Raw genomic sequence first — 18,962 nt, 5'->3', positions numbered from 1 at the left:
GTTGAGGCGTGAGCAGCAGACCTGTGACTTTGATAACTGGGGCGGCGGGCGGAATCGGTTCCGTGCTGGCGCGGGAACTGGCGCCGTCGCACGACCTGATTCTGGCGGGCCGGGGCGGTCAGCGGCTGGACGACCTGTGCCGGGAACTGAAAGCCCTGCCGCTGGTGCTGAACCTGGAGCAGCCGGCGTCGTTGGCCGAGGCGGCGCAGTCTCTTTCCCGCGTGACCAACGTGGTGCATAACGCGGGCATGGTGGAACTGGGGGAGGTGTCCGGGCAGGCGCACGAGGTCTGGACGCGCACGCTGGCGGTGAACACGGTGGCCCCGGCCGAGCTGACGCGTGTGCTGCTGCCGCTGGTGCGGGCCGAACGCGGAAGTATCGTCTTCGTGAACAGCACGGCGGGCCTGAGCGCCAGTGCCGGGTGGGGCAGTTACGCCGCCAGCAAGTTTGCCTTGCGTGCCCTGGCCGACGCCCTGCGGGCCGAGGAAGCGCCCCACGGCGTGCGCGTGACCACCGTGTACCCCAGCCGCACCGCCACGCCCATGCAGCAGAAGGTCAGGCAGCAGGAAGGCCAGAGTTACGACGCGGACGCCTATCTTGACGCCGCCAGTGTCGCCATCACCATCGCCTTTGCCCTGAACGCCCCCAGGGACGCCGTACTGACGGACATCACCGTGCGTCCGGGGCCGCGCTGATGGCACACTTCGACGCCGTGATCGTGGGCGCTGGCCCGGCGGGCCTGAGTGCCGCGCTGGTGCTGGGGGGCGGGCGGCGCAAGGTGCTGCTGCTGGACGGTGGGCCGGGCCGCAACGTTCGCGCGGTCGCCGCGCACGGCGTGTTCACGCGTGACTGTACGCCCCCCGCGGATCTGAAACGCCTGGGCCTGGCCGACCTCGCGCCGTACGACGTGACAGTCATTTCGTCGGTCGCCCGCGAAATCAAACCGGCCGCCGGGGGGTTCACCCTTCAGGTGGAGCAGGCGTGGTACTTCGCCCGCCGCGTGCTGTTCGCCACGGGGGTGCGTGACGTGCTGCCCGGTATTCCCGGCCTGCGCGAACGCTGGGGCAAACTCGTTCACCACTGCCCGTACTGCGACGGCTGGCCTAACCGGCAGGCCAGGCTGGCGGTGCTGGGCAGCCACCAGGAAGGGCACCATATGGCCCTCAGCGTGCGCGCCTGGTCAGACCACATGACCCTGCTCACGGACGGCCCGGACGAACTGACGCCCGAGCAACGCGCCGACCTGCGCAAACTGGACATTGACCTGGTGGACGCGAAAATCAGGCGGTTTACCGGAACGCAGACCCTCACCGCGCACTTCGAGAACCGCGCCGCCTGCACCTTCGACGCCCTTTTCCTGAACCCCACCCAGACGCAGAACAGCACCCTCCCCGCCGGACTGGGCTGCGAACTGAACGACAAGAGCCGCGTGGTCGTGAACGAGAACGGCATGACTTCCGTGCGCGGCGTGTGGGCCGCCGGCGACATGACCGGCGCGGCGCAGTACGTGGTCAGCGCCGCCGCCAGCGGACACACCGCCGCCGTGAGCCTCAACACCACCCTCATCCACGAGAACGTTCGCGCCCAGGGAGCTGCCTTCCACGAGAGCCCCGACGAGAGCGCGGGGGTTGGCGAAGCGTGAAAGCAGCCAGTGGCAAAGAGGGAAAGAAAAAATCGCCCCACTTTTCCCACGCTGTGCCACCATTCATGAACGCTTTCACCCTGGCCCTGGCCCTCGCGGCCTGACACCCTGAACCTATGAAGATCGACCCGCTGATGAACCTGGAAGAACTGGCCGAGCACATGGGAACGGAGTCGCTGGAGGAAGCGGCATCCATGCGAAAGTTGCTGCTGGCGCAAGGGCGTGAACGCACCGAGGAGTTCAGCGGGCCGGAGTGGGCGGAACTGCTGATCAAGGCGGGCGAGAAAGCATAAAAGCCGCCCTGTTCGACCTGGACGGCACGCTGCATGACCGTAGCGCCACCCTGCGCCGCTGGCTGGGGGAACACACCGCGCACTTCGGCTTACCGGAAGGGTACGCGCCGCGTTTTCTGGAACTGGACGATTTCGGTTACCGCAGCAAGAGCAGTGTGATGCCGCAACTGGTGGAGGAATTTTCCCTGAAGCACGATCCGCAGGTGCTGCTGGCCGATTTCAGCGACCGAGCCTTTGTCATGCCGCAGGCGATGCCCTACGCTCCTGCGGTGCTGCGTGAATTGCGCGGGCGAGGCGTGAAGACGGGCATCGTGACGAATGGCTGGGTGGAACTGCAGACGTTGGTGCTTCAGAGCCTGAACCTGTTCGAGCTGGTGGACGACGTAGTGATCAGTAAGGCCGTGGGGCTCAGCAAGCCTGACCCGCGCATCTACGAACTGGCCTTGCAGCGTCTGGGCGTGCAGTCTTTATACGCCCTACGTCCAATTCCAGAGCATGGCGGGAAAGCGCCGCCATCCTCCTCCATCTCCCGCAGCGCGTCTTTTCTGCCACTCACTCTGTTCGGGAAATATCGCCAAAAAACAAGCGATATTTCCGCAGTGGGTATCAGAAGCGTGGTTCGTGGGCGACTCGCCACAAAACGACGTGTGGGGGCCGCAGCAGGTGGGGTTAAAAACCGCCTTTCTCCAGACCGGTCACGCCCCCAAGGACGAGCACCCCGAAGTCATCCTGGGTGACCTGCGGGAAGTGCTGTCCCTCGTTACTTGACAGGCAGCGTCCTGATGTACCGGTAAAGTGCTTTCAACTCCGTCTCGCTGGGCGCTTTTCCGGTTGGGCGTTTGCCGTAAGCGGTGGCCAGTCCGGTCTTCCCGAAGGTGGGCATCACCGGCTGAAATTTCTGGCCGGCAAACCCGATGCCTTGTTGCATGGCCCGCCTGAACAGCGTGAAAGAGGCCTTCTGCGTCGCTTTCATGTTCGGGGACAGGCCGCCCGTACCGCCCTCGCCTTTCAGGCCGTGACACCCGGCGCAACTGGCTGTGTAGATCAATTTTCCGTTGGGGGCAGGGGCGGCACTCGCCACGCCAGCGGCGAACAGCAAAGCCACGACAGCACGGTGCATGCCCTCAATCTAGCGGGGAGAGACAGCCAAGAGGTGGCCCCAGACGCCTGGCTGACCCACCCTGACCATGCTCGCGGGACACTTACGCAAGCTCGAATAACGCCATCACTACCCCCGGTTGCTCCTCGGCGCCGCAACTGGCGTACAGGCGACGGGCCGCCGCGTTGTCCTGCTCAGTCAGCACCCACGCCGCCCCGCACCCCAGCATTTTTGCCTGCGCCAGCATGGCCTGCACCAGTTTTTTCCCCAGCCCCTGCCCCTGGTAGGCGTCCGCCACGCCCACCTCGTTGATGAACAGTTCGGGCCGCTTGTCCGGCTGCGCGTAGTGAAAACCGCTCGCCATGCCCACGACCACCTCACCAGCCAACGCCACGGCGAGGTGATGACGCGAATCAGAGAAAAAATCCGTCAGCGACTCCGGGCGAATCGGCCCATCGAACACACCAGCCGCCACATTAGACAATACCTGGGACTCATGGGGCTCCAGGACGCGAACCGTCAGTGCATGTTCCATCTGCAAAACATACGAAGAGACCGCCTCAGCCCGGGGCGGCCTCTTCTGCGTACGTTCTGTGTGCTGTTCGGTACGTTTTGCGGCGGCAGTTAGCCCTTCGCTCTTTCCTGATCGTACTGGGCGAAGGTTTTGCCTTCACTGGCGAGGGTCTTGAGGAGAGGTGCAGGGGTCATGCCGTAACTTTCCAGGTCTTTCACGACATTGCCCAGGCCCTGTTCGCTGGCGTACTGCATGGGGCCGCCCCGGTGCGCCGGGAACCCGTAACCGTTCACGTAAATCACGTCGATGTCGCTGCTGCGCAGGGCAATGCCTTCTTCCAGAATCTTCGCCCCTTCGTTCATGAGGGCGTAGGCGAGGCGCTTGGTGGTCTCCTCCGGCGTGATCTCGCGGCCCCGCACCCCTTTCTCGGCGCGGTAGTCGGCCACGAGCTGCTCCACGACGGGCGAGGGCGTGGGCGTGCGGCTGCCTTCGGCGTAATCGTACACGCCGCCCCGCGTTTTCTGCCCCTTGCGCCCCAGTTCCACCACGCGGTCGAGCCAGTCGTCGGGCAGGGGCCGGCCGTCTTTCTTGGCCTGTTCGCGGCGGGCCATGTACCCGATATCCAGCCCGGCCATGTCGCTCATCTCGAACGGCCCCATGGGAAGGCCCAGGGCGTGCATGGCGGCGTCCACGTCCTGCGGCCTGGCGCCTTCCAGCACAAGCCTGTTGGCCTGTTCACGGTAGGCGTACAGCATGCGGTTCCCGACAAACCCGTTGCACACGCCCACCACCACGCCGACCTTCCCGATGGTCTTGGCCATCTTCAAGCTGGTCGCCAGCACGCTGGGGCTGGTCTGGTCGGCCCGCACGATCTCCAGCAGTTTCATGACGTTCGCCGGACTGAAGAAATGCAGCCCGATCACGCTCTCTGGGCGGGTCGTCACGGCCGCGATCTCGTTGATGTCCAGCGTGCTGGTGTTCGTCGCCAGAATCGCGCCGGGTTTCGCCACCCGGTCCAGTCTGGTGAAGATGTCCTTCTTCACGTCCATGTTCTCGAACACCGCCTCGATGATCAGGTCGGCGTCCGCCAGGTCGGCCATGTCCAGCGTGGAGGTCAGCAGGGCCAGGCGCTGCTCGACGTCATCGAGGGTCAGGCGGCCTTTCCTGGCGGTGTTCTCGTAATTGCGGCGAATGGTGGCCAGGCCGCGCTCCAGGTTCTCGGGCGCGGTTTCCACGATGGTTACCGGAATGCCGGCGTTCAGGTAATTCATGGCGATGCCGCCGCCCATGGTGCCTGCGCCGATCACGCCCACCTTCCTGATCTCGCTGACGGGCGTTTCCTTCGTGATGCCGGGTATTTTCGCCCGCTCCCGATCCGCGAAGAACACGTGCCGCAGGGCGCGGGACTGCGGGGAGTCCTTCGCCATGATAAAGAGCCGCGCTTCGGCGGCCCAGCCGTCGGCGAACGCTTTCGACGCGGCAATTTCCACCAGATCCACGATGTAGGTCGGCGAGAGTTGCCCTTTGTGCGTTTTTTTGATGTCCTGCCGCACCTTCGTGAACAGTTCGGGAGTGCCGCCCTCCACCTTGCGTTCACTGATGCGCGGCAACGGGCGGGCGTCCGCGTGCTCTGAGGCGAATTTCACCGCGCCGGCCAGCAGATCCCCTTCTATCAGTTCATCCACCAGGCCCAGTTGGTGCGCCTGCGTGGCCTTGATGGGCGTGCCGGACAGCATCATTTCCAGCGCCCTGGCGGCGCCCACCACGCGCGGCAACCGCTGCGTGCCCCCCGCGCCGGGCAAAACCCCCAGTTTGACCTCCGGCAGCCCCAGTTGAGCGTCCGGCACGGCCACGCGGTAATGGCACGCCAGCGTGACCTCCAGGCCCCCGCCCAGCGCCGTGCCGTGAATGGCGGCCACGGTGGCCTTGGGAAACTGGTCAAGGCGCGAGATAAATCCACGCAGATCCGGGGCCTGCTCACGCGGCAGGTTGAATGTCCGAATATCCGCTCCGGCAATAAAGGTGCGCCCACCGCCCATAATCACCACGGCCCTGATGCTCTCGTCCTTCTCGGCCACGTCCAGGCCCGCGTGCAAGCCTTCCGGCACGCCTGGCGAGAACGCGTTCACGGGCGGGTTATTTACAGTCAGAATCAGGACGTTCCCCTGACGGGATTGCTCAACGATGCTCATGCTTCAGCCTCCTCAAAAATTCCCCCCAAGCTTTCCACGCCACGCCCAGGCGGTCAAACGCCGTGTACGGACATGAGGGCAGCGGCAGCAGGCCAAAAACCCTTCCACCCGTGTTCCCCTTATGATCCCTTCTCCACCAGCCACAGCCCAGAAGCCACAGGCCCTATTCTTCCCGCATGACTTCCATGATGAAAGCTGTGCACGTGGCTGACCGGGGAACCCCTGCCGAAGTGATGCGCCCCTCGGACTTGCCGCGCCCGCAGGTCACGCCGGGGCACGTGCTGCTGCGGGTCGAGGCGGCGGGGATCAACTTCGCCGACGTGCTGACGGTCAGCGGGGAGTACCTGACGCGCACGAAGTACCCGTACACGCCGGGGATGGAGTTTGCCGGGGTGATCGAGGCCCTGGGCGAGGGCGTGTCGGGGTTCAGGGTGGGGCAGCGCGTGGCGTGCCTGGCCGGGACGGGCGGTCTGGCGCAGTTCGCGGCGGTGCCGGCCGCGACGTTGCTGCCGGTGCCGGAGAGTTTCAGCGCCGCGCAGGCCGCCGCTTTTCCGGTGTCCTACCTGACTGCGTACCACGGCTTGAAAACGCTGGGACACGGCCAGGTGGGCGAGTGGGTGCTGGTGCAGGCCGCCGCAGGTGCCCTCGGCACCGCCAGCATTCAAGTGGCCAAGGCGATGGGCCTGAACGTCATCGCCATGGCGTCCACCGACGAGAAACTTGGGCTGGCGCGGGAGCTGGGCGCGGACGTCACGCTGCTCCAGGATGACCCGGAACGCGTGCAAAAAGTGAGGGAAGCGGCGGGCGGCCGCGGCGTTCCCCTCGTGCTGGAAGTCGTGGGCGGCAAGCGTTTTCAGGAGAGCCTGGACATGGCCGCCAACCGGGGCCGCGTCATTGTCATCGGGAACGCCAGCCGCGAACAGGCCAGCCTGCGCCCGGTGGAACTGATGAAACGCAACCTGACCGTCACGGGCCTGTGGCTCACCAGCCTGCTGACCGACGCGGAAGCCGCCGCCCAGGCCATGAGGGAAGTGCCGCCGCTCCTGGCCAGCGGAAAGGTCGTCCCGCAGGTCGGCCCGGTGTACGCCCTCGCGGACAGCCCCCAGGCTTTTCAGGATATCCTCGACCGGAAAACCACCGGCAAAGTGATTATCGAGCCGTGGCGCTGAGCCTCTGAAGAAGTTCCACCCTGCGCCAGCCGCGCAGGCTGTTCAGGTGCCAGATGGTCTGCGCGTTCTGCAAGTCCTGAACGGTGAGCATCCGCTCGGCCACGCCGTTTTCCTCGATGGCGCGCCGTCTCTCTATCCCCGCCAGCAGGCCGCTGGCAATGGGCGGCGTGTAAAGTCGCCCATCAAGTTCAAGCACCACGTTGCCCGCAGTGAATTCCGTCAGTTCGCCGCGTTCGTTGAACAGAAGAACTTCCTCGCCCGCTGGGATGTTCTGGGTGTGCTGCCCGTACACGGCGCGCTGGGTGGTCTTGTGGTACAGGAACACGTCGCGTGAAGACATGGGCGTCCGGGCCAGGTGCGCCCGCACGACTGGCGGGTTCTCGCCCAGCGGCAGCGTCTGAACGGTGATTTCTCCAGCCTTCGAGAGCAGCAGGCGCAGGCGGTGCGTCCCGGTTGGGGTGTCCTGGCTGGCCTGTCGCAACGCGGCCCAGGCCGCTTCCACATCGAACACAAACCCGAAGTAACGCGCACTGGACGCCAGCCGTTCCAGATGAAGGGGGGCATTCACGGCCTGACCCTGCTGTAACCGCAGAGTCTCCAGCAACTCGAACCTCTGTTTCTCACTGGTCAGCACGCGGGATTTTGTCAGGAGCTCATCGTATTCGCCGCCCGCCTCGCTGTCCCAGGTAATTCCACCGCCCGCGCCGTACTCCGCCACGCCCGTCAACGAGTCGATCAGCACCGTGCGAATGGGAACATTGAACACGGCCCTTACCCTGACGCCGTCGCCCGGCTCCACCAGGCCCACCGCGCCGCAGTACACGCGCCGCGCCTGCGGTTCCAGCTCGTGAATGAGGTGCATGGTGTTGATTTTGGGGGCGCCCGTCACCGAACCACACGGGAACAGCGCCGTGAAGATGTCCACCAGACCAATCCCCCGGCGCTTCACGGCCTGAACAGTGCTGGTCATGGTCAGCAGCGTCGGGTACTTCTCCACGGCGCACAATTCCGTGACGCGCACGCTGCCGAACTGCGCCACCCGCCCCAGGTCGTTGCGCAGCAGATCCACGATCATCACGTTCTCGGCCCGGTCTTTCACGGACGACTTTAGCCACGCCGCCTGTGCAGCGTCTCCGGCCTCGTTCAAACCGCGCCCAGTGGTTCCCTTCATGGGCTTGGTGGTCAGGGTCTCGCCTTCTACACGGAAAAACAGTTCCGGCGACACCGACAGAATCTGAAACCGCCCCGTGTCGATGAACGCCGAATACTCGGTGTCCTGCGCCGCACTCAGGCGCGAGAAGAACGCCAGCGCGTCCCCGCCGAACGCCGTGCGCAGACGGCCCGTGAAGTTGACCTGATAGGTGTTTCCAGCCGCGATTTCTGCCCGCACCCGCGCAATGCCCGCGTCGTACTCGGCGCGCGAGAGGTTCAACTTCCAGTCGCCCACCGTGTACGGCTGCTGGCTGTGCGGGGCCACTTCCTCCACGTCCTGAAAAAGGGCGAACCACAACAGCGGGAAGTCCGGCGTTGCGCGCACCGGAAACGCCGGCTCGAAGGCAGGCGCGGCCTCGTAACTGACGAACCCCACGGCGTACAGGCCCGTGCTGGTAAGACGTTCCACTTCCGCCAGCTTCGCCTTGACTCCGTTCAAGTCGCTCGTTTCGACCACCTGTACTGGGCGGGAAAACTTGCGCCAGACGGCTTTCTCGCTGCTACTGGTGGTCATTTTCACGAAGGCGAACGGGGCGGACATGCGCCCAGCATCTTATCCGGGTTTGCACTCTCTGCCGTCTGGAACCACAGAAACTGTGCGGTCTTGCGTTATTCAAAGCCCTCTCAAGCGCTCTGCCGTAACTTTCGGTGGACGTTTCACACGGGCGTCTGGCCTATCCTGACGCCTGTGACTGCCAGGGCCAATGCCATCGAAACGCGCGAACTTCGCAAGGTGTACCGGGGCCGGGCGGTGGTGGACGGTCTGAGCCTGACCGTGCCGCCCGGCGAGGTGTTCGGGTTTCTGGGGCCGAACGGCGCGGGCAAAAGCACCACCGTGAAAATGCTGCTGGGCCTGGTGATGCCCAGCGGGGGAGAGCTGCGCGTGCTGGGCGGTTCGCCCGCCGACCCGGCCATTCGCGCCCGCCTGGGCTTTTTGCCGGAGCAGTTCCGGTTTCAGACCTGGATGACCGGGCAGGAGTTCCTGAATTTTCACGGCCGGCTGGCCGGCATGAAGCCGGGCGAGTTGCGTACCCGTGTTCCGCAAGTGCTGGAAACCGTGGGCCTCGGCGGGCGCGGTCACGAGCCCCTGAGCGGGTACAGCAAGGGCATGCTGCAACGCTGCGGCCTGGCCGGGGCGATTCTGGCGCGGCCTTCCCTGGTGTTTCTGGATGAACCGACCAGCGCCCTCGACCCCATCGGGCGTGTGGAGGTGCGCGAAATTATCGAGGAGTTGCGGGCGGCGGGTGTGGCGGTCTTCCTGAATTCTCACCTGCTTTCGGAGGTCGAGCAGGTGTGTGACCGTGTGGCCTTCGTGCGGCAGGGCAAAGTGCAGACGCAGGGCACCATGCGTGAACTGATGGGCGGTGTCGTCCCGGTGGACATTCGCGTGGACGAACTGAACCCCGGCCTGCTGGACACTCTGGCCCGGCTGGGCGAAATTCACCGCCAGGACACGAACACCCCAGGCCGCGCCGACGTGGAGGTGTGGCTGGAACGCGAAGACATGCTGCCCGCCGTCGCGCAGGCCATCTTCGAGAGCGGCGCGAGGCTGTACGCCCTGACCCCACGCCGCCCGGACCTGGAAACCCTGTTCCTTGAACTGAACGACGAACTCCCCGCTCAGACACAGGGAGTTAAGAGCGTGGGGGCCGCCCGTGCATAATGCCCTGCTCATCGCGGAACTCTCGCTGCGCGAAGCCCTGCGCAAGAAACTCGTCGCCGTGCTCCTGGTGCTCACGGCGCTGTTTATCGGGTTTTACCTGTTCGGCATCTACAAGATGGAAGTCCGGCTGGACGCCCGTGCCGCCGAAGCCGGACTGGAACGCAGCCCCACCGGGTCATCCAACCTTCCCGTGATGTTCGCCACCATGTTCGGCATGTACCTCGTCTATTTCCTGGGCGCCCTGATGGCCGTGCTCTCCACCGTGTCATCCGTCAGTGGCGATATCGAAAGCGGCGTGATGCAAAGCGTGATCGCCCGCCCGGTCAGCCGCGCCGCCCTGGTGCTGGGCCGCTGGCTGGGGTTCGCTGCCGTGAATGTCGGTTACGTCGCCCTGCTCAGCGTGACCCTGCTGGGCGGCGTGTACGCCATCACCGGCTACACGCCGCCCGACGCCCTACCCGCCGTACTGCTGGTGCTGCTCGCGGTTCTTCTGCTTACGGCCCTGACGGTACTTGGCAGCACGTTGTTTACCACGCTCGCCAACGGCATCGGGGTGTTCGTCCTGTACGGGCTGGGCTTCACCGGGGGCATCCTCACGGCCATCGGCAGCCTCTCCGACACCCCCACACTGACCACCCTCGGCAAACTCGCCAACGCCGTCATGCCCACCAACGCCCTGTGGCTCGGCGCCAGTTACCATCTGCAACCCGAAATCATGCGTCAGGTGGGCGAAATCAGCCGGGGAACCAACCCCTTCTTCGCCACCGAACCCATTGCCGCTTGGCTGATTGCCTGGGCCGCAGGACTTACCTTTCTTGCCGTCCTGGCGGGCATGTGGCGCTTCAGTGGGCGGGACTTGTGAGGCCGGAGATGCCCACAACCTCCCTTCTCCCGGTTTCCTGGCGGTTACTGCGGTAATGGCGTGGCCTGCCAGTCCTCCGCTTCGGTGTCCTGCTTGCCGCCAGTTTTCTCGGTCATGTTGATGAAGCTCATCAGCTTCAGCTTCTGTGTACCGGCATGCAGTGTGTAGGTGCCGTGCTCAGTGACATCGGTGGTGCGCTGGGCGGGGGCGTGATAAGTCACCTTCGCCTTTGTCCCGACCACGATGCCGGTGACGGTCGATTCCGTGACTTGGCCGTTGAACACGCGCTTGGGATGCCCCACGTCGCCAGTCCAGGCTCCGTGAATCTTGACGCAGGGTTGCTTGGGTCGCTGCTCGGTGGTCATGCCCTATGACAGCAAGCCGCCGCGTGGCATTCGTGTGGAAGCGCTTCAGGTTTGTTGCGGGAATAGGGTGACGCGCTAGGGGTTTGTTTTCTTTCTGGCTCACGTCTCATCCTCGGTCTGCCTGGCTGCCGCTTACAGCTTCAAAACGCATACAAGGCTCGGCCACTGGCGCTAGCGGATGCGGTTCAGAGGGGCTTTACCGTAGCCTGTCAGGATTTATCCCAGCTCATCTGATCCCCATAGCACTCACGGAAACCCCTGGCCAGTGGCGCGGCAGCCCGAGGGGAATGTGGCTGACTACGCTCAGAAGGAGAACCAATCCCGGAAAGGTGGCACATGAGTGGCTCCCTTTTTCCTTCCTCAATGCCCGTGGGATGTAAGAAAAGCGGGAAGGTCAATATGTTTGACTGGACGGTGGATTTTTATGGCTGCCCCATCGCGTCTGTCCCAGCAAGTCTTGCCACTCAAGGTCAGCTTCACCGCCGCCGCCCGGCGCCGGCAGGGGCTGGCGCTGCTGTCGGTCAGCACCATGGCCTACCACGCCATCTGCGCCGTGCTGGAATGGCAACTGCAACACGAGCTGATGGCCGCGCTGAACCTGGCGGGGGTGGTATTGACTGGTCTGCTGGGCTGGTGGGCGTGGCGCCGGGCCTTGCCACCCGAGGCCCTGGGCAACTGGGTGATGCCACTGGCCTTGATGTGGCTGGCGGCGACCCTGGCGCTGGAGTGGGGACAGCATGAGCAGCAGTGGGTCGGCACGTCCACTGAAGTGATGGTGGTGGTGCTGGGGTTCGCCCTGCTGAGCGTGCGGCGGGCCATGCTGTTCACGGCGGGCGCTTTCGCGCTGCTGCTGGCCTTCAGTCTTCAGTCGTCCATGCCGGTGCTGAGCATCCAGCGCCTGGTGGATGTCGGGTTCCTGAACCTGTTGATCCTGGGCCTGACGGTGTTCGGGCAGCGCGTCGTCGAGGCGGAACAGGTCGCGTCGACGCACGCCCTGCTGGCCATGCGTGATCCCCTGACGGGCCTGTACAACCGCCGGGTCATGGACTTTCTGCTGCAACAGATAGAGCAGGGGGTGCTTCACCCACCGGACAGCACCGCCGTGGCGTTGATCGACATCGATCACTTCAAGCAGGTGAACGACGTGTACGGGCACGAGACGGGGGATGCAGTGCTGCGGGCACTGGCCAGGGTCATTCACGAGCACCTGCGAGAAGACGAGCTGGCGATCCGCTGGGGCGGCGAGGAACTGCTGGTGGTCTACCTGCGCCTCACACCGCAGGAAGCGCGGCGACGTGCCGAGGCGCTGCGCCTGCGGATCAGTCACCTGAACGTGCCGCAGGCTCCATCCTTCACAGTAAGTATTGGCCTGGGCATGCTGAGTGAAGTGGAGACGGTGGGCGACCTTTTCGGAGTGGTCGACGCGCGGCTGTACCAGGCCAAGGCGCTGGGACGTAACCGCGTGGTAGCAGATGGTTAGAGCTCTGCGGTACTTCAGCGAGGTCGTAGTGCATGGCCTCACGGGTGCCAGTCTTGCTTGAAGATGGGGCTTTGCCACAACGGGCCTTCATGCAGGCGGCATATTTATTTAGGGTGGGCCGTCTGGGCTGCCGGGTATGACCAAAAATGACGATTACAGGGATCGCAGCGGCACCGATAAGCACGAGAACGCGGGCCAGGGTGAAGGCCACCAGCAGATCGGGAATCAGGTGCAACCCCAGGGCGGCGACCGCTACCGCGATGACGCTGATATGCCCTATGAGGAAGGCGGCCCCGGCAACGAGAAGAACCAGGGCCAGGACAACCCGGAAGGCGGTCAGGGCAGCGGGACTGACAAGACCAGCAACGACAGCTAACATCCAGCACTGCTTCCGCAGCCAGGCCATTTCATCTGGCTGCGGAAGCTTTTTCGGTAAAAGAAAGTAAGCCGGGATCACTTGTGCTGCACACTGAGAGGCCGAATACCAACTCTCAGCGCACTTCCTACATGCAGTGCCGCACCAGATTCTATGTGCCCTGAAACACGAACGGAGGTCTCTTGCGAAACCTCCGGCGGAGTCATTATGGGGTAAACCCCTTCGTGTTTTGCTGGTCGAGGCGGCGAGATTTGAACTCACGACCCCTACCACCCCAAGGTAGTGCGCTACCAGGCTGCGCTACGCCTCGCTACACCAGCCACAGGAATATACGTGGTGTCTGGCCTTCCGTCAAGGGTGGAGGTGCTGGCGGGTGGCATTGTCCAGGCATCAGGGAGGGTGGGGCGGTCAGAAGGCCTTCGCTGCTGAACGCGTTATTCTGCCGTATGACCCTTTCTTTCGAGGAAAAACTGACGAATTACGCCAGACTGGCCGTGCGTGTCGGGCTGGGCGTAAAACCGGGGCAGCGCGTGCTGGTGCAGGCCCCGGTGGACACGGCTCCCCTGGCCCGCGCCGTGGTGCGCGAAGCCTACGCGGCAGGCGCAAGTTTCGTGGATGTCCGCTGGGACGATGATGACGTGCAACTCGCCCGGTTTGAACTGGCCCCGGACGGCACCTTTGACACCATCAGCAAGTGGCGTGTGGACGCCGAGATCGAAACGGCGGAGGCTGGCGGCGCGGTGATCGCCATTCGCGCCACCAACCCGAACCTGCTGGGCAACGTGGATCAGGGCCGCGTGGCCACGCACCAGCGGGCCTGGGCCACGTACCGCAAACCGTACTCCGCGCAGGTCATGACCAACCGCCTCAACTGGAACCTGATCAGTGCCCCCATTCCCGGCTGGGCCGCCCTGATGTTCCCCGACGCCAGCGAACCGGAGGCTGTGCAGCAGCAGTGGGACGCCATTTTCGCTGCCACCCGTGCCGATCAGTCCGACCCGGTGGCGGCGTGGCAGGAACACCTGGCCAACCTGAAGCGCCGCCGCGAAGTGTTGACCGGGAAACAGTACGCCGCCCTGCACTTCAAAGGCGGCGAGACTGACCTGACCGTGGGCCTTGCCGACGACCACGTCTGGGGTGGGGGCAGCGCGGACACCCCCGCTGGCGTCACCTTCACCGCCAACATCCCTACCGAGGAAGTCTGGACGGCCCCGCACCGCGAGCGGGTGGACGGCGTGGTCGTCAGCACCAAGCCCCTCTCGTACCAGGGTGTCCTGCTCGACGGCATTCGCATCGAGTTCAAGGACGGACGCATTACCAGCGCCACCGCCAGCCAAGGCCAGGAAACGCTGCAAAAAATGATTGAAACGGACGAAGGCAGCCACCGCCTCGGCGAAGTGGCCCTCGTTCCCCACAGCAGCCCCATCAGCCGCAGCGGCCTGTTCTTCTACAACACCCTGTATGACGAGAACGCCGCCAGCCACATCGCCATCGGCGCGGCTTACCGCTTCAACGTGAAGGGCGGCGTGGACATGACCTCCGAACAGTTCCGGGCGGCCGGGGGCAACGACAGCCTCACCCACGTCGACTGGATGATCGGCAGCGCCGACATGAACGTCGACGGCATCACCAAAGACGGCAGCCACGAAGCCGTGATGCGAAACGGCGAATTCGTGATTTGAGCGCCGGGGCGCTGCCCACCAGTGAAACCATCGAACGGTCTCACCGTGCAGGGAAATGCTTTGCGGTGAGACCGTTCGATTTTTAGACGCTCAAACGGACACCGAAGGGGTCACAGCGCCTGTTCAATGTCTGCTTGCAGGTCTTCCAGGGCTTCGACGCCGACGCTCATGCGAATGGTGTTGGGGGTGACGCCGGCAGCCAGGCGGGCGGGCTCGGGGATCCGTCCGTGCGTGGTTGTCCACGGGTGAACGATGAGGGTGCGGACATCCCCGAGGTTCGGGGCGACGCGCAGAACGTTCACACGCCGGATGAAGTCACTGGGGTTGTCCACCTCGAAGGTAAGGACGGCGCCGCTGCCATGCTTGAGGTACTTCTGCGAGAGGTGGTAGTGCGGGTGCCCTTGCAGGCCCGAGTAACTGACCTTGCCGACTTTCGGGTGTCTGTCCAGCCACAGGGCCAGCGCCAGCGCGGTCTGGCTTTCCCGAGCCAGGCGCAGGCTAAGGGTCTCCAGGCCGTGCGCGAGCAGGAAAGCACTGTGCGGCGCGAGGGTCATGCCCAGTTGACTGGCCCCGAACCACCGTTGACGCCACGCCAGGGCCTGCTCACCGCGCACGTTCAGCAGGCTTTGCTCGCCGCCGTCCGTGTAAATGGGGTTGCGCGTCAGGTCGTGCCTGGTTCCGATGGTGACGCTGCCGCCCATCACGTTGCCGTGCCCGCCGGCCCACTTCGTCAGGGACTGCGCCACGATGTCTGCCCCGAATTGCAGCGGACGGCACAGGAAGCCCACGCCACCGCAGGTGTTGTCGATACCGAGCAGTGCGCCGTGTTCATGCGCGATCTGCGCGAACGCCTCGATGTCGGCGATGTCTCCGGCGGGGTTGCTGATCATTTCGGCCCACACCAGGCGCGTGTTCTCCCGCATGGCCCTGCGCACGGCGTCCGGGGTGTTCGGCACGAGCGTCGCTTCGATGCCCATCAGGGGCAGGATGTTGTTCATCAATCCTGTACTGCCTCCAAAGAGGCTGGATGTGGCCACGACATGATCCCCGGCGCGGCACACGCTCATCACAGCGGTCAGGGTGGCAGCCTGCCCGGTACACAGGGCCAGCGTGGCCGCCCCGCCTTCCAGCGCGGTGACGCGGTCTTCCAGCAGTTTCAGGGTGGGGTTCTGAATGCGGGCGTAGCTGAGGCCCGCTCCGTCGATGAACTCCTGTTGCGCCTGTTCCAGCGTCTCGAACTGAAAGGCGGCGGCGGCGTGGATGGGAAAGCCGATACTGGCCCCCAGCCCGCGCTCGATGCCGGTTTGCACGGCCGCCGTCTCGAAGGCCCAATCGTTGAGTGAATCCGTCATGAATGAAAGAGTACGCCCCGCACGCGCTCAGGACGTGGGGGGCTGTTTACTTTTACGGGTTCAGGGTACGGCCAGTTGGTGCAACAGGCCAGCCAGAGCAGCGGCGTTCTGCTCCAGCGTATGACCACTCAGCACCTTCTCCCGCGCGGCCCGCCCCATTTCCCGCGTTCTTGCCGGGTGCGCCGCCAGGGTACGCAGGGCCTTCACGTAACCGCTCACACTGCCCGCCGCGCCCCCGTTCACCAATAGCCCCTCGCGTCCGAACGCCACCAGTTCGCGCTGGGCCGGGATGTCGTTGGTCAGAATGGGCGTGCCGCTGCTCATGGCTTCCAGAGTGGCCAGCGACTGGTTCTCCGCGATGGTGGGCTGAAAGGCCACGTCCGCCGCCCGGTACAGCTCCGGCACGTCGTTGCGCTTGCCCAGAAAACGCACGTTAGGCGTGGCGATCCGTTTCAGCGGTTCGGCCAGATACCCCGTGCCCGCCAGCACGAACTGCAATTCCGGGGTGCGGCGGGCCACCTCGATGACGGTGGGGTGGTTCTTCTCGATGCTGAAGCGCGCCACTGTCAGCACGGTAAAGGCCGTGAACCCGAACTTCGCGCGCAACTCCTCGCGTTTGGCGTCATTCGCCGGGCGGAACTTCTGTGTGTCCACGCCATTCGGAACCGCGTGGACGTTCTTCATGCCGTGCCAGCGCTCCAGGTATTGCGCCGCCCACCGCGACACCGTGACGATATGATCCGCGCCCCGGATGTCCTGGGCAGCCAGCACCTCGTAAAAAGCGCGGTAGATGCCCTGCGGCAACCCCGGAATATGCAGCATCAACTGGTCGTGAATAAGGGCGACGAACGGCCCGCGCAAGGTCGCGTAGTACTTGCGGTAACCACGCGGATTCCAGCTGCTCAGCAACGTCAACCGGAACGCCGAGCGCTGCTGAAGCTCCGCTACCTCGCCCAGATGCTTATAGGCGTGAACCGTAATCCCCCGCTCCTGAAGTTGCCTGCGAAACTCTGCCGTTCCTGGCACGTCCGGCATCGCCACCACACTGGATACTCCGTGCTGCCGCATCGGCACAATGAGTTCCCGCATATACACCTCACTGCCGCCAATGGCCGGGGCGTCCGTGACGAAAAGGATCTCCAGGGGTTGTGGCTCGTGGCCTGTCGCTTGTGGATCGGAAATAAAAGCCTCCAAATGAATGTTTCTGGCTAGACGGTGGGTCTGTTGGGGACACCTCAGGTTCTTAGTTCACGCGGTCAAGGATCAGCGGCGGGGTGTTCACCTGCTGGGCGCTGATGGTGATTCCGGCGTTCAGCAGCTCCTGCGCGTGGGCCAGGCCGCGTCCGTCCCGGTGGTAAAGGCGCATGACGCTCTCGCCTGCGCTGACGGCCTCGCCGGGTTTCTTCAGCAGTTCCACGCCCACGCCGTGATCGATGGCCTCGCCTTTCTTCTCGCGCCCGCCTCCCAGCGCCAGGACAGCGCGCCCTACGCTCAGGGCGTCGATACGCTCCACGAAGCCAGTGGTGGGGGCCGCGATGTCGGCCCGTCCGGGGGCGATATCGAACTGGCCGGGGTCGTCCACGAAGGTCGGATCGCCGCCCTGCGCCTCGATAAAGGCGCGAAATTTCGCCAGGGCGCTGCCATCTTTCAGGGTCTGGCGCGCGCGGGTTTCGGCCTGCCGGGCGTCCTCACCGTAAGCGGACAGGGCTTCCACCGCCAGCGTGACGCACAATTCCGTCAAGTCCTGCGGGCCGTGCCCGCGCAGGGTCTCCAGGGCTTCCAGCACCTCCAGACTGTTTCCGGCCAGGTGGCCCAGTGGCGTTTCCATGTCAGTCAGCACCGCGCGCACCTGCCGCCCCTGATGCGTGCCGATGTCCACCATGGCGCGGGCCAGTGCGCGGCCATCATCCAGCGTTTTCATAAAGGCGCCCGCGCCCACCTTCACGTCCAGCACAATGGTGTGTGCCCCCGAAGCCAGTTTCTTGCTCATGATGCTGCTGGCAATCAGCGGCAGGCAATCCACGGTGGCCGTCACGTCGCGCAGCGCATACAGTTTTCCGTCGGCCGGTGCGAGGTCTTTGCTCTGCCCGACCAGGGCCAGGCCGGTGTCCCGCGCCTGTTGCAGGAATCTCTCCTCGCTCAGTTCAGGCGTCCAGCCGGGAATGCTTTCCAGTTTGTCAATCGTGCCGCCCGTGTGGGCCAGGCCGCGCCCGCTCATTTTCGCCACGGTCAAGCCCAGAGCCGCCAGCATGGGCGTCAGGATCAGGCTGGTTTTGTCCCCCACGCCCCCGGTACTGTGCTTGTCCACCGTGCGTTCCAGGCCCGTCAGGATCATCCGGTCACCGCTCTCGGCCATGATCCGCGTCAGGTCAGCCGTTTCACGCGCCGTCATGCCCCTAAAAAAGACCGCCATCAGCCAGGCGCTCACCTGGTAATCCGGAACGCTGCCGTCAGTGAAACCCTGAACCAGCAGGCGCAGTTCCTCCAGGGAGTGTTCGCCACCAGAGCGTTTCTTCTGAATCAGGTCAGGTATGTGAAAGGACATAAACCCAGTCTATCCATACCACCAAATAGGGGAAGGCCACTTGGGTGATACCCGTGAAAGAGACGGTTCTTCAAAATAGACGCCATGAAGGCTAGAACCGCCACCACTGGAGCCACGCTGATCGTGGTGATGCTCCTGACCCTCCTGATGCTGGCTGTCGTGCTGGCCGCCAGCATGCGCCTGGGACTGGCCAGCCGACAGAATACCGGCGACCAGAAAGCCATTTTGCAGGCGCAGTACAAGGCAGAAACCGGAGTCAATTTGATTCGCAGTAGATTGCGAGATTACGAAACCTTATTAGCTAAGGATAGAAATAATGAGACTGTAGTGCAAATTCGTATGGATCCTTCAACGATGAGGCCGGCCCTCGTCAAGGCGTGGGTCGAAGCCTGACGGCCTGACAAACTTTATGAGAGAGGGCGTAAAACCAGCGTCCAGCCGACTTCCAGCAGAGTGATGAGGTCGGGAGATTTCTTCTTCCGCTTTCCCAAAGGATCTGGATCTGGCCCACCTGGC

General features: G+C 64.3%; 19 protein-coding genes, 1 tRNA gene and 1 pseudogene. 12 read left to right on the top strand and 9 right to left on the bottom strand.

The window, feature by feature from the left end; translation table 11 throughout:
* Window positions 1–23: 23 nt before the first annotated feature.
* From E5Z01_RS13310 to E5Z01_RS13295, 5 genes and pseudogenes are all read left to right on the top strand, one after another.
* Entirely contained in the window at window positions 24–695 is a 672-nt protein-coding gene (locus E5Z01_RS13310) for an SDR family oxidoreductase (protein WP_135229814.1), read from the top strand.
* The gene (locus E5Z01_RS13305; RefSeq protein ID WP_135229813.1) at window positions 695–1,642 is read left to right on the top strand and encodes an NAD(P)/FAD-dependent oxidoreductase; all 948 of its coding nucleotides are present in this window, start codon (window positions 695–697) and stop codon (window positions 1,640–1,642) included. Before E5Z01_RS13310 ends, E5Z01_RS13305 begins: the two co-directional genes overlap by 1 nt.
* A gap of 116 nt (window positions 1,643–1,758) precedes the next feature.
* Window positions 1,759–1,935 carry a hypothetical protein gene (locus E5Z01_RS19565; protein WP_167757919.1) on the top strand — a complete coding sequence of 59 codons (177 nt, stop codon included), beginning with the start codon at window positions 1,759–1,761 and terminating at the stop codon, window positions 1,933–1,935.
* A pseudogene (locus E5Z01_RS13300) lies at window positions 1,896–2,342 on the top strand (HAD family hydrolase); the annotation flags it as partial. The gene E5Z01_RS19565 and the pseudogene E5Z01_RS13300, both read left to right, overlap by 40 nt.
* A gap of 88 nt (window positions 2,343–2,430) precedes the next feature.
* Entirely contained in the window at window positions 2,431–2,703 is a 273-nt protein-coding gene (locus E5Z01_RS13295; RefSeq protein WP_135229812.1) for an HAD hydrolase-like protein, read from the top strand.
* Here E5Z01_RS13295 and E5Z01_RS13290 read toward each other — a convergent pair.
* The 3 genes from E5Z01_RS13290 to E5Z01_RS13280 form a co-directional block, all read right to left on the bottom strand.
* A complete protein-coding gene (locus E5Z01_RS13290) occupies window positions 2,696–3,055 on the bottom strand; it encodes a c-type cytochrome (RefSeq protein WP_119765256.1) in 360 nt (119 codons plus the stop codon). The genes E5Z01_RS13295 and E5Z01_RS13290 overlap by 8 nt on opposite strands.
* A gap of 82 nt (window positions 3,056–3,137) precedes the next feature.
* Window positions 3,138–3,569 (bottom strand): GNAT family N-acetyltransferase, encoded by a 432-nt coding sequence (locus E5Z01_RS13285; protein WP_135229811.1) that lies wholly within the window; start codon window positions 3,567–3,569, stop codon window positions 3,138–3,140.
* 89 nt (window positions 3,570–3,658) lie between these two features.
* Window positions 3,659–5,740, bottom strand: a complete 2,082-nt coding sequence (locus E5Z01_RS13280) for a 3-hydroxyacyl-CoA dehydrogenase NAD-binding domain-containing protein (protein ID WP_135229810.1) — start codon at window positions 5,738–5,740, stop codon at window positions 3,659–3,661.
* A 176-nt stretch (window positions 5,741–5,916) separates the two neighbouring features.
* On the opposite strand from E5Z01_RS13280, the gene E5Z01_RS13275 reads away from it, so the two are divergent.
* The gene (locus E5Z01_RS13275) at window positions 5,917–6,909 is read left to right on the top strand and encodes an NADPH:quinone oxidoreductase family protein (protein WP_135229809.1); all 993 of its coding nucleotides are present in this window, start codon (window positions 5,917–5,919) and stop codon (window positions 6,907–6,909) included.
* Here E5Z01_RS13275 and pabB read toward each other — a convergent pair.
* Window positions 6,890–8,662, bottom strand: a complete 1,773-nt coding sequence (gene pabB, locus E5Z01_RS13270) for an aminodeoxychorismate synthase component I (protein WP_135229808.1) — start codon at window positions 8,660–8,662, stop codon at window positions 6,890–6,892. The genes E5Z01_RS13275 and pabB overlap by 20 nt on opposite strands.
* A 147-nt stretch (window positions 8,663–8,809) precedes the next feature.
* Between pabB and E5Z01_RS13265 the strand changes: the two genes are divergently transcribed.
* Both E5Z01_RS13265 and E5Z01_RS13260 read left to right on the top strand, forming a co-directional pair.
* A complete protein-coding gene (locus tag E5Z01_RS13265; RefSeq protein WP_240738422.1) occupies window positions 8,810–9,784 on the top strand; it encodes an ABC transporter ATP-binding protein in 975 nt (324 codons plus the stop codon).
* Entirely contained in the window at window positions 9,777–10,646 is an 870-nt protein-coding gene (locus tag E5Z01_RS13260; protein ID WP_135229807.1) for an ABC transporter permease, read from the top strand. The genes E5Z01_RS13265 and E5Z01_RS13260 overlap by 8 nt, the downstream gene beginning before the upstream one ends.
* A 44-nt stretch (window positions 10,647–10,690) precedes the next feature.
* On the opposite strand, the gene E5Z01_RS13255 is transcribed toward E5Z01_RS13260, so the two are convergent.
* Window positions 10,691–11,011 carry a hypothetical protein gene (locus E5Z01_RS13255; protein WP_135229806.1) on the bottom strand — a complete coding sequence of 107 codons (321 nt, stop codon included), beginning with the start codon at window positions 11,009–11,011 and terminating at the stop codon, window positions 10,691–10,693.
* A 424-nt stretch (window positions 11,012–11,435) separates the two neighbouring features.
* On the opposite strand from E5Z01_RS13255, the gene E5Z01_RS13250 reads away from it, so the two are divergent.
* Together E5Z01_RS13250 and E5Z01_RS13245 are read left to right on the top strand one after the other, a co-directional pair.
* Window positions 11,436–12,491 carry a GGDEF domain-containing protein gene (locus E5Z01_RS13250; RefSeq protein WP_135229805.1) on the top strand — a complete coding sequence of 352 codons (1,056 nt, stop codon included), beginning with the start codon at window positions 11,436–11,438 and terminating at the stop codon, window positions 12,489–12,491.
* Between the two features lie 136 nt (window positions 12,492–12,627).
* Window positions 12,628–12,867, top strand: a complete 240-nt coding sequence (locus E5Z01_RS13245; RefSeq protein ID WP_135229804.1) for a hypothetical protein — start codon at window positions 12,628–12,630, stop codon at window positions 12,865–12,867.
* Between the two features lie 233 nt (window positions 12,868–13,100).
* Here E5Z01_RS13245 and E5Z01_RS13240 read toward each other — a convergent pair.
* A tRNA-Pro gene (locus E5Z01_RS13240) sits at window positions 13,101–13,177 on the bottom strand.
* A 136-nt stretch (window positions 13,178–13,313) separates the two neighbouring features.
* Here E5Z01_RS13240 and E5Z01_RS13235 point away from each other — a divergent pair.
* Window positions 13,314–14,549 carry an aminopeptidase gene (locus E5Z01_RS13235; protein WP_135229803.1) on the top strand — a complete coding sequence of 412 codons (1,236 nt, stop codon included), beginning with the start codon at window positions 13,314–13,316 and terminating at the stop codon, window positions 14,547–14,549.
* Window positions 14,550–14,659: 110 nt separating this feature from the next.
* Here the strand turns inward: E5Z01_RS13235 and E5Z01_RS13230 are convergent, their stop codons facing one another.
* The 3 genes from E5Z01_RS13230 to E5Z01_RS13220 are packed head-to-tail and all read right to left on the bottom strand — an operon-like array spanning window position 14,660 to window position 18,446.
* Entirely contained in the window at window positions 14,660–15,901 is a 1,242-nt protein-coding gene (locus E5Z01_RS13230; RefSeq protein WP_135229802.1) for an aminotransferase class V-fold PLP-dependent enzyme, read from the bottom strand.
* A 60-nt stretch (window positions 15,902–15,961) separates the two neighbouring features.
* Complete coding sequence (locus E5Z01_RS13225) at window positions 15,962–17,095, bottom strand: glycosyltransferase family 4 protein (RefSeq protein ID WP_276321253.1); 1,134 nt, start codon at window positions 17,093–17,095, stop codon at window positions 15,962–15,964.
* 49 nt (window positions 17,096–17,144) lie between these two features.
* Window positions 17,145–18,446 carry a thymidine phosphorylase gene (locus E5Z01_RS13220; RefSeq protein WP_135229800.1) on the bottom strand — a complete coding sequence of 434 codons (1,302 nt, stop codon included), beginning with the start codon at window positions 18,444–18,446 and terminating at the stop codon, window positions 17,145–17,147.
* 84 nt (window positions 18,447–18,530) lie between these two features.
* Here E5Z01_RS13220 and E5Z01_RS13215 point away from each other — a divergent pair, with 84 nt between their 5' ends.
* Window positions 18,531–18,839 carry a hypothetical protein gene (locus E5Z01_RS13215; RefSeq protein WP_135229799.1) on the top strand — a complete coding sequence of 103 codons (309 nt, stop codon included), beginning with the start codon at window positions 18,531–18,533 and terminating at the stop codon, window positions 18,837–18,839.
* Window positions 18,840–18,962 lie beyond the last annotated feature (123 nt).

The sequence above is a fragment of the Deinococcus fonticola genome (assembly GCF_004634215.1).
GTDB classification, from domain to species: domain Bacteria; phylum Deinococcota; class Deinococci; order Deinococcales; family Deinococcaceae; genus Deinococcus; species Deinococcus fonticola.
Note: the sequence above shows the minus strand (reverse complement) of the source record. Positions and strands in the feature narration are given on the sequence as shown.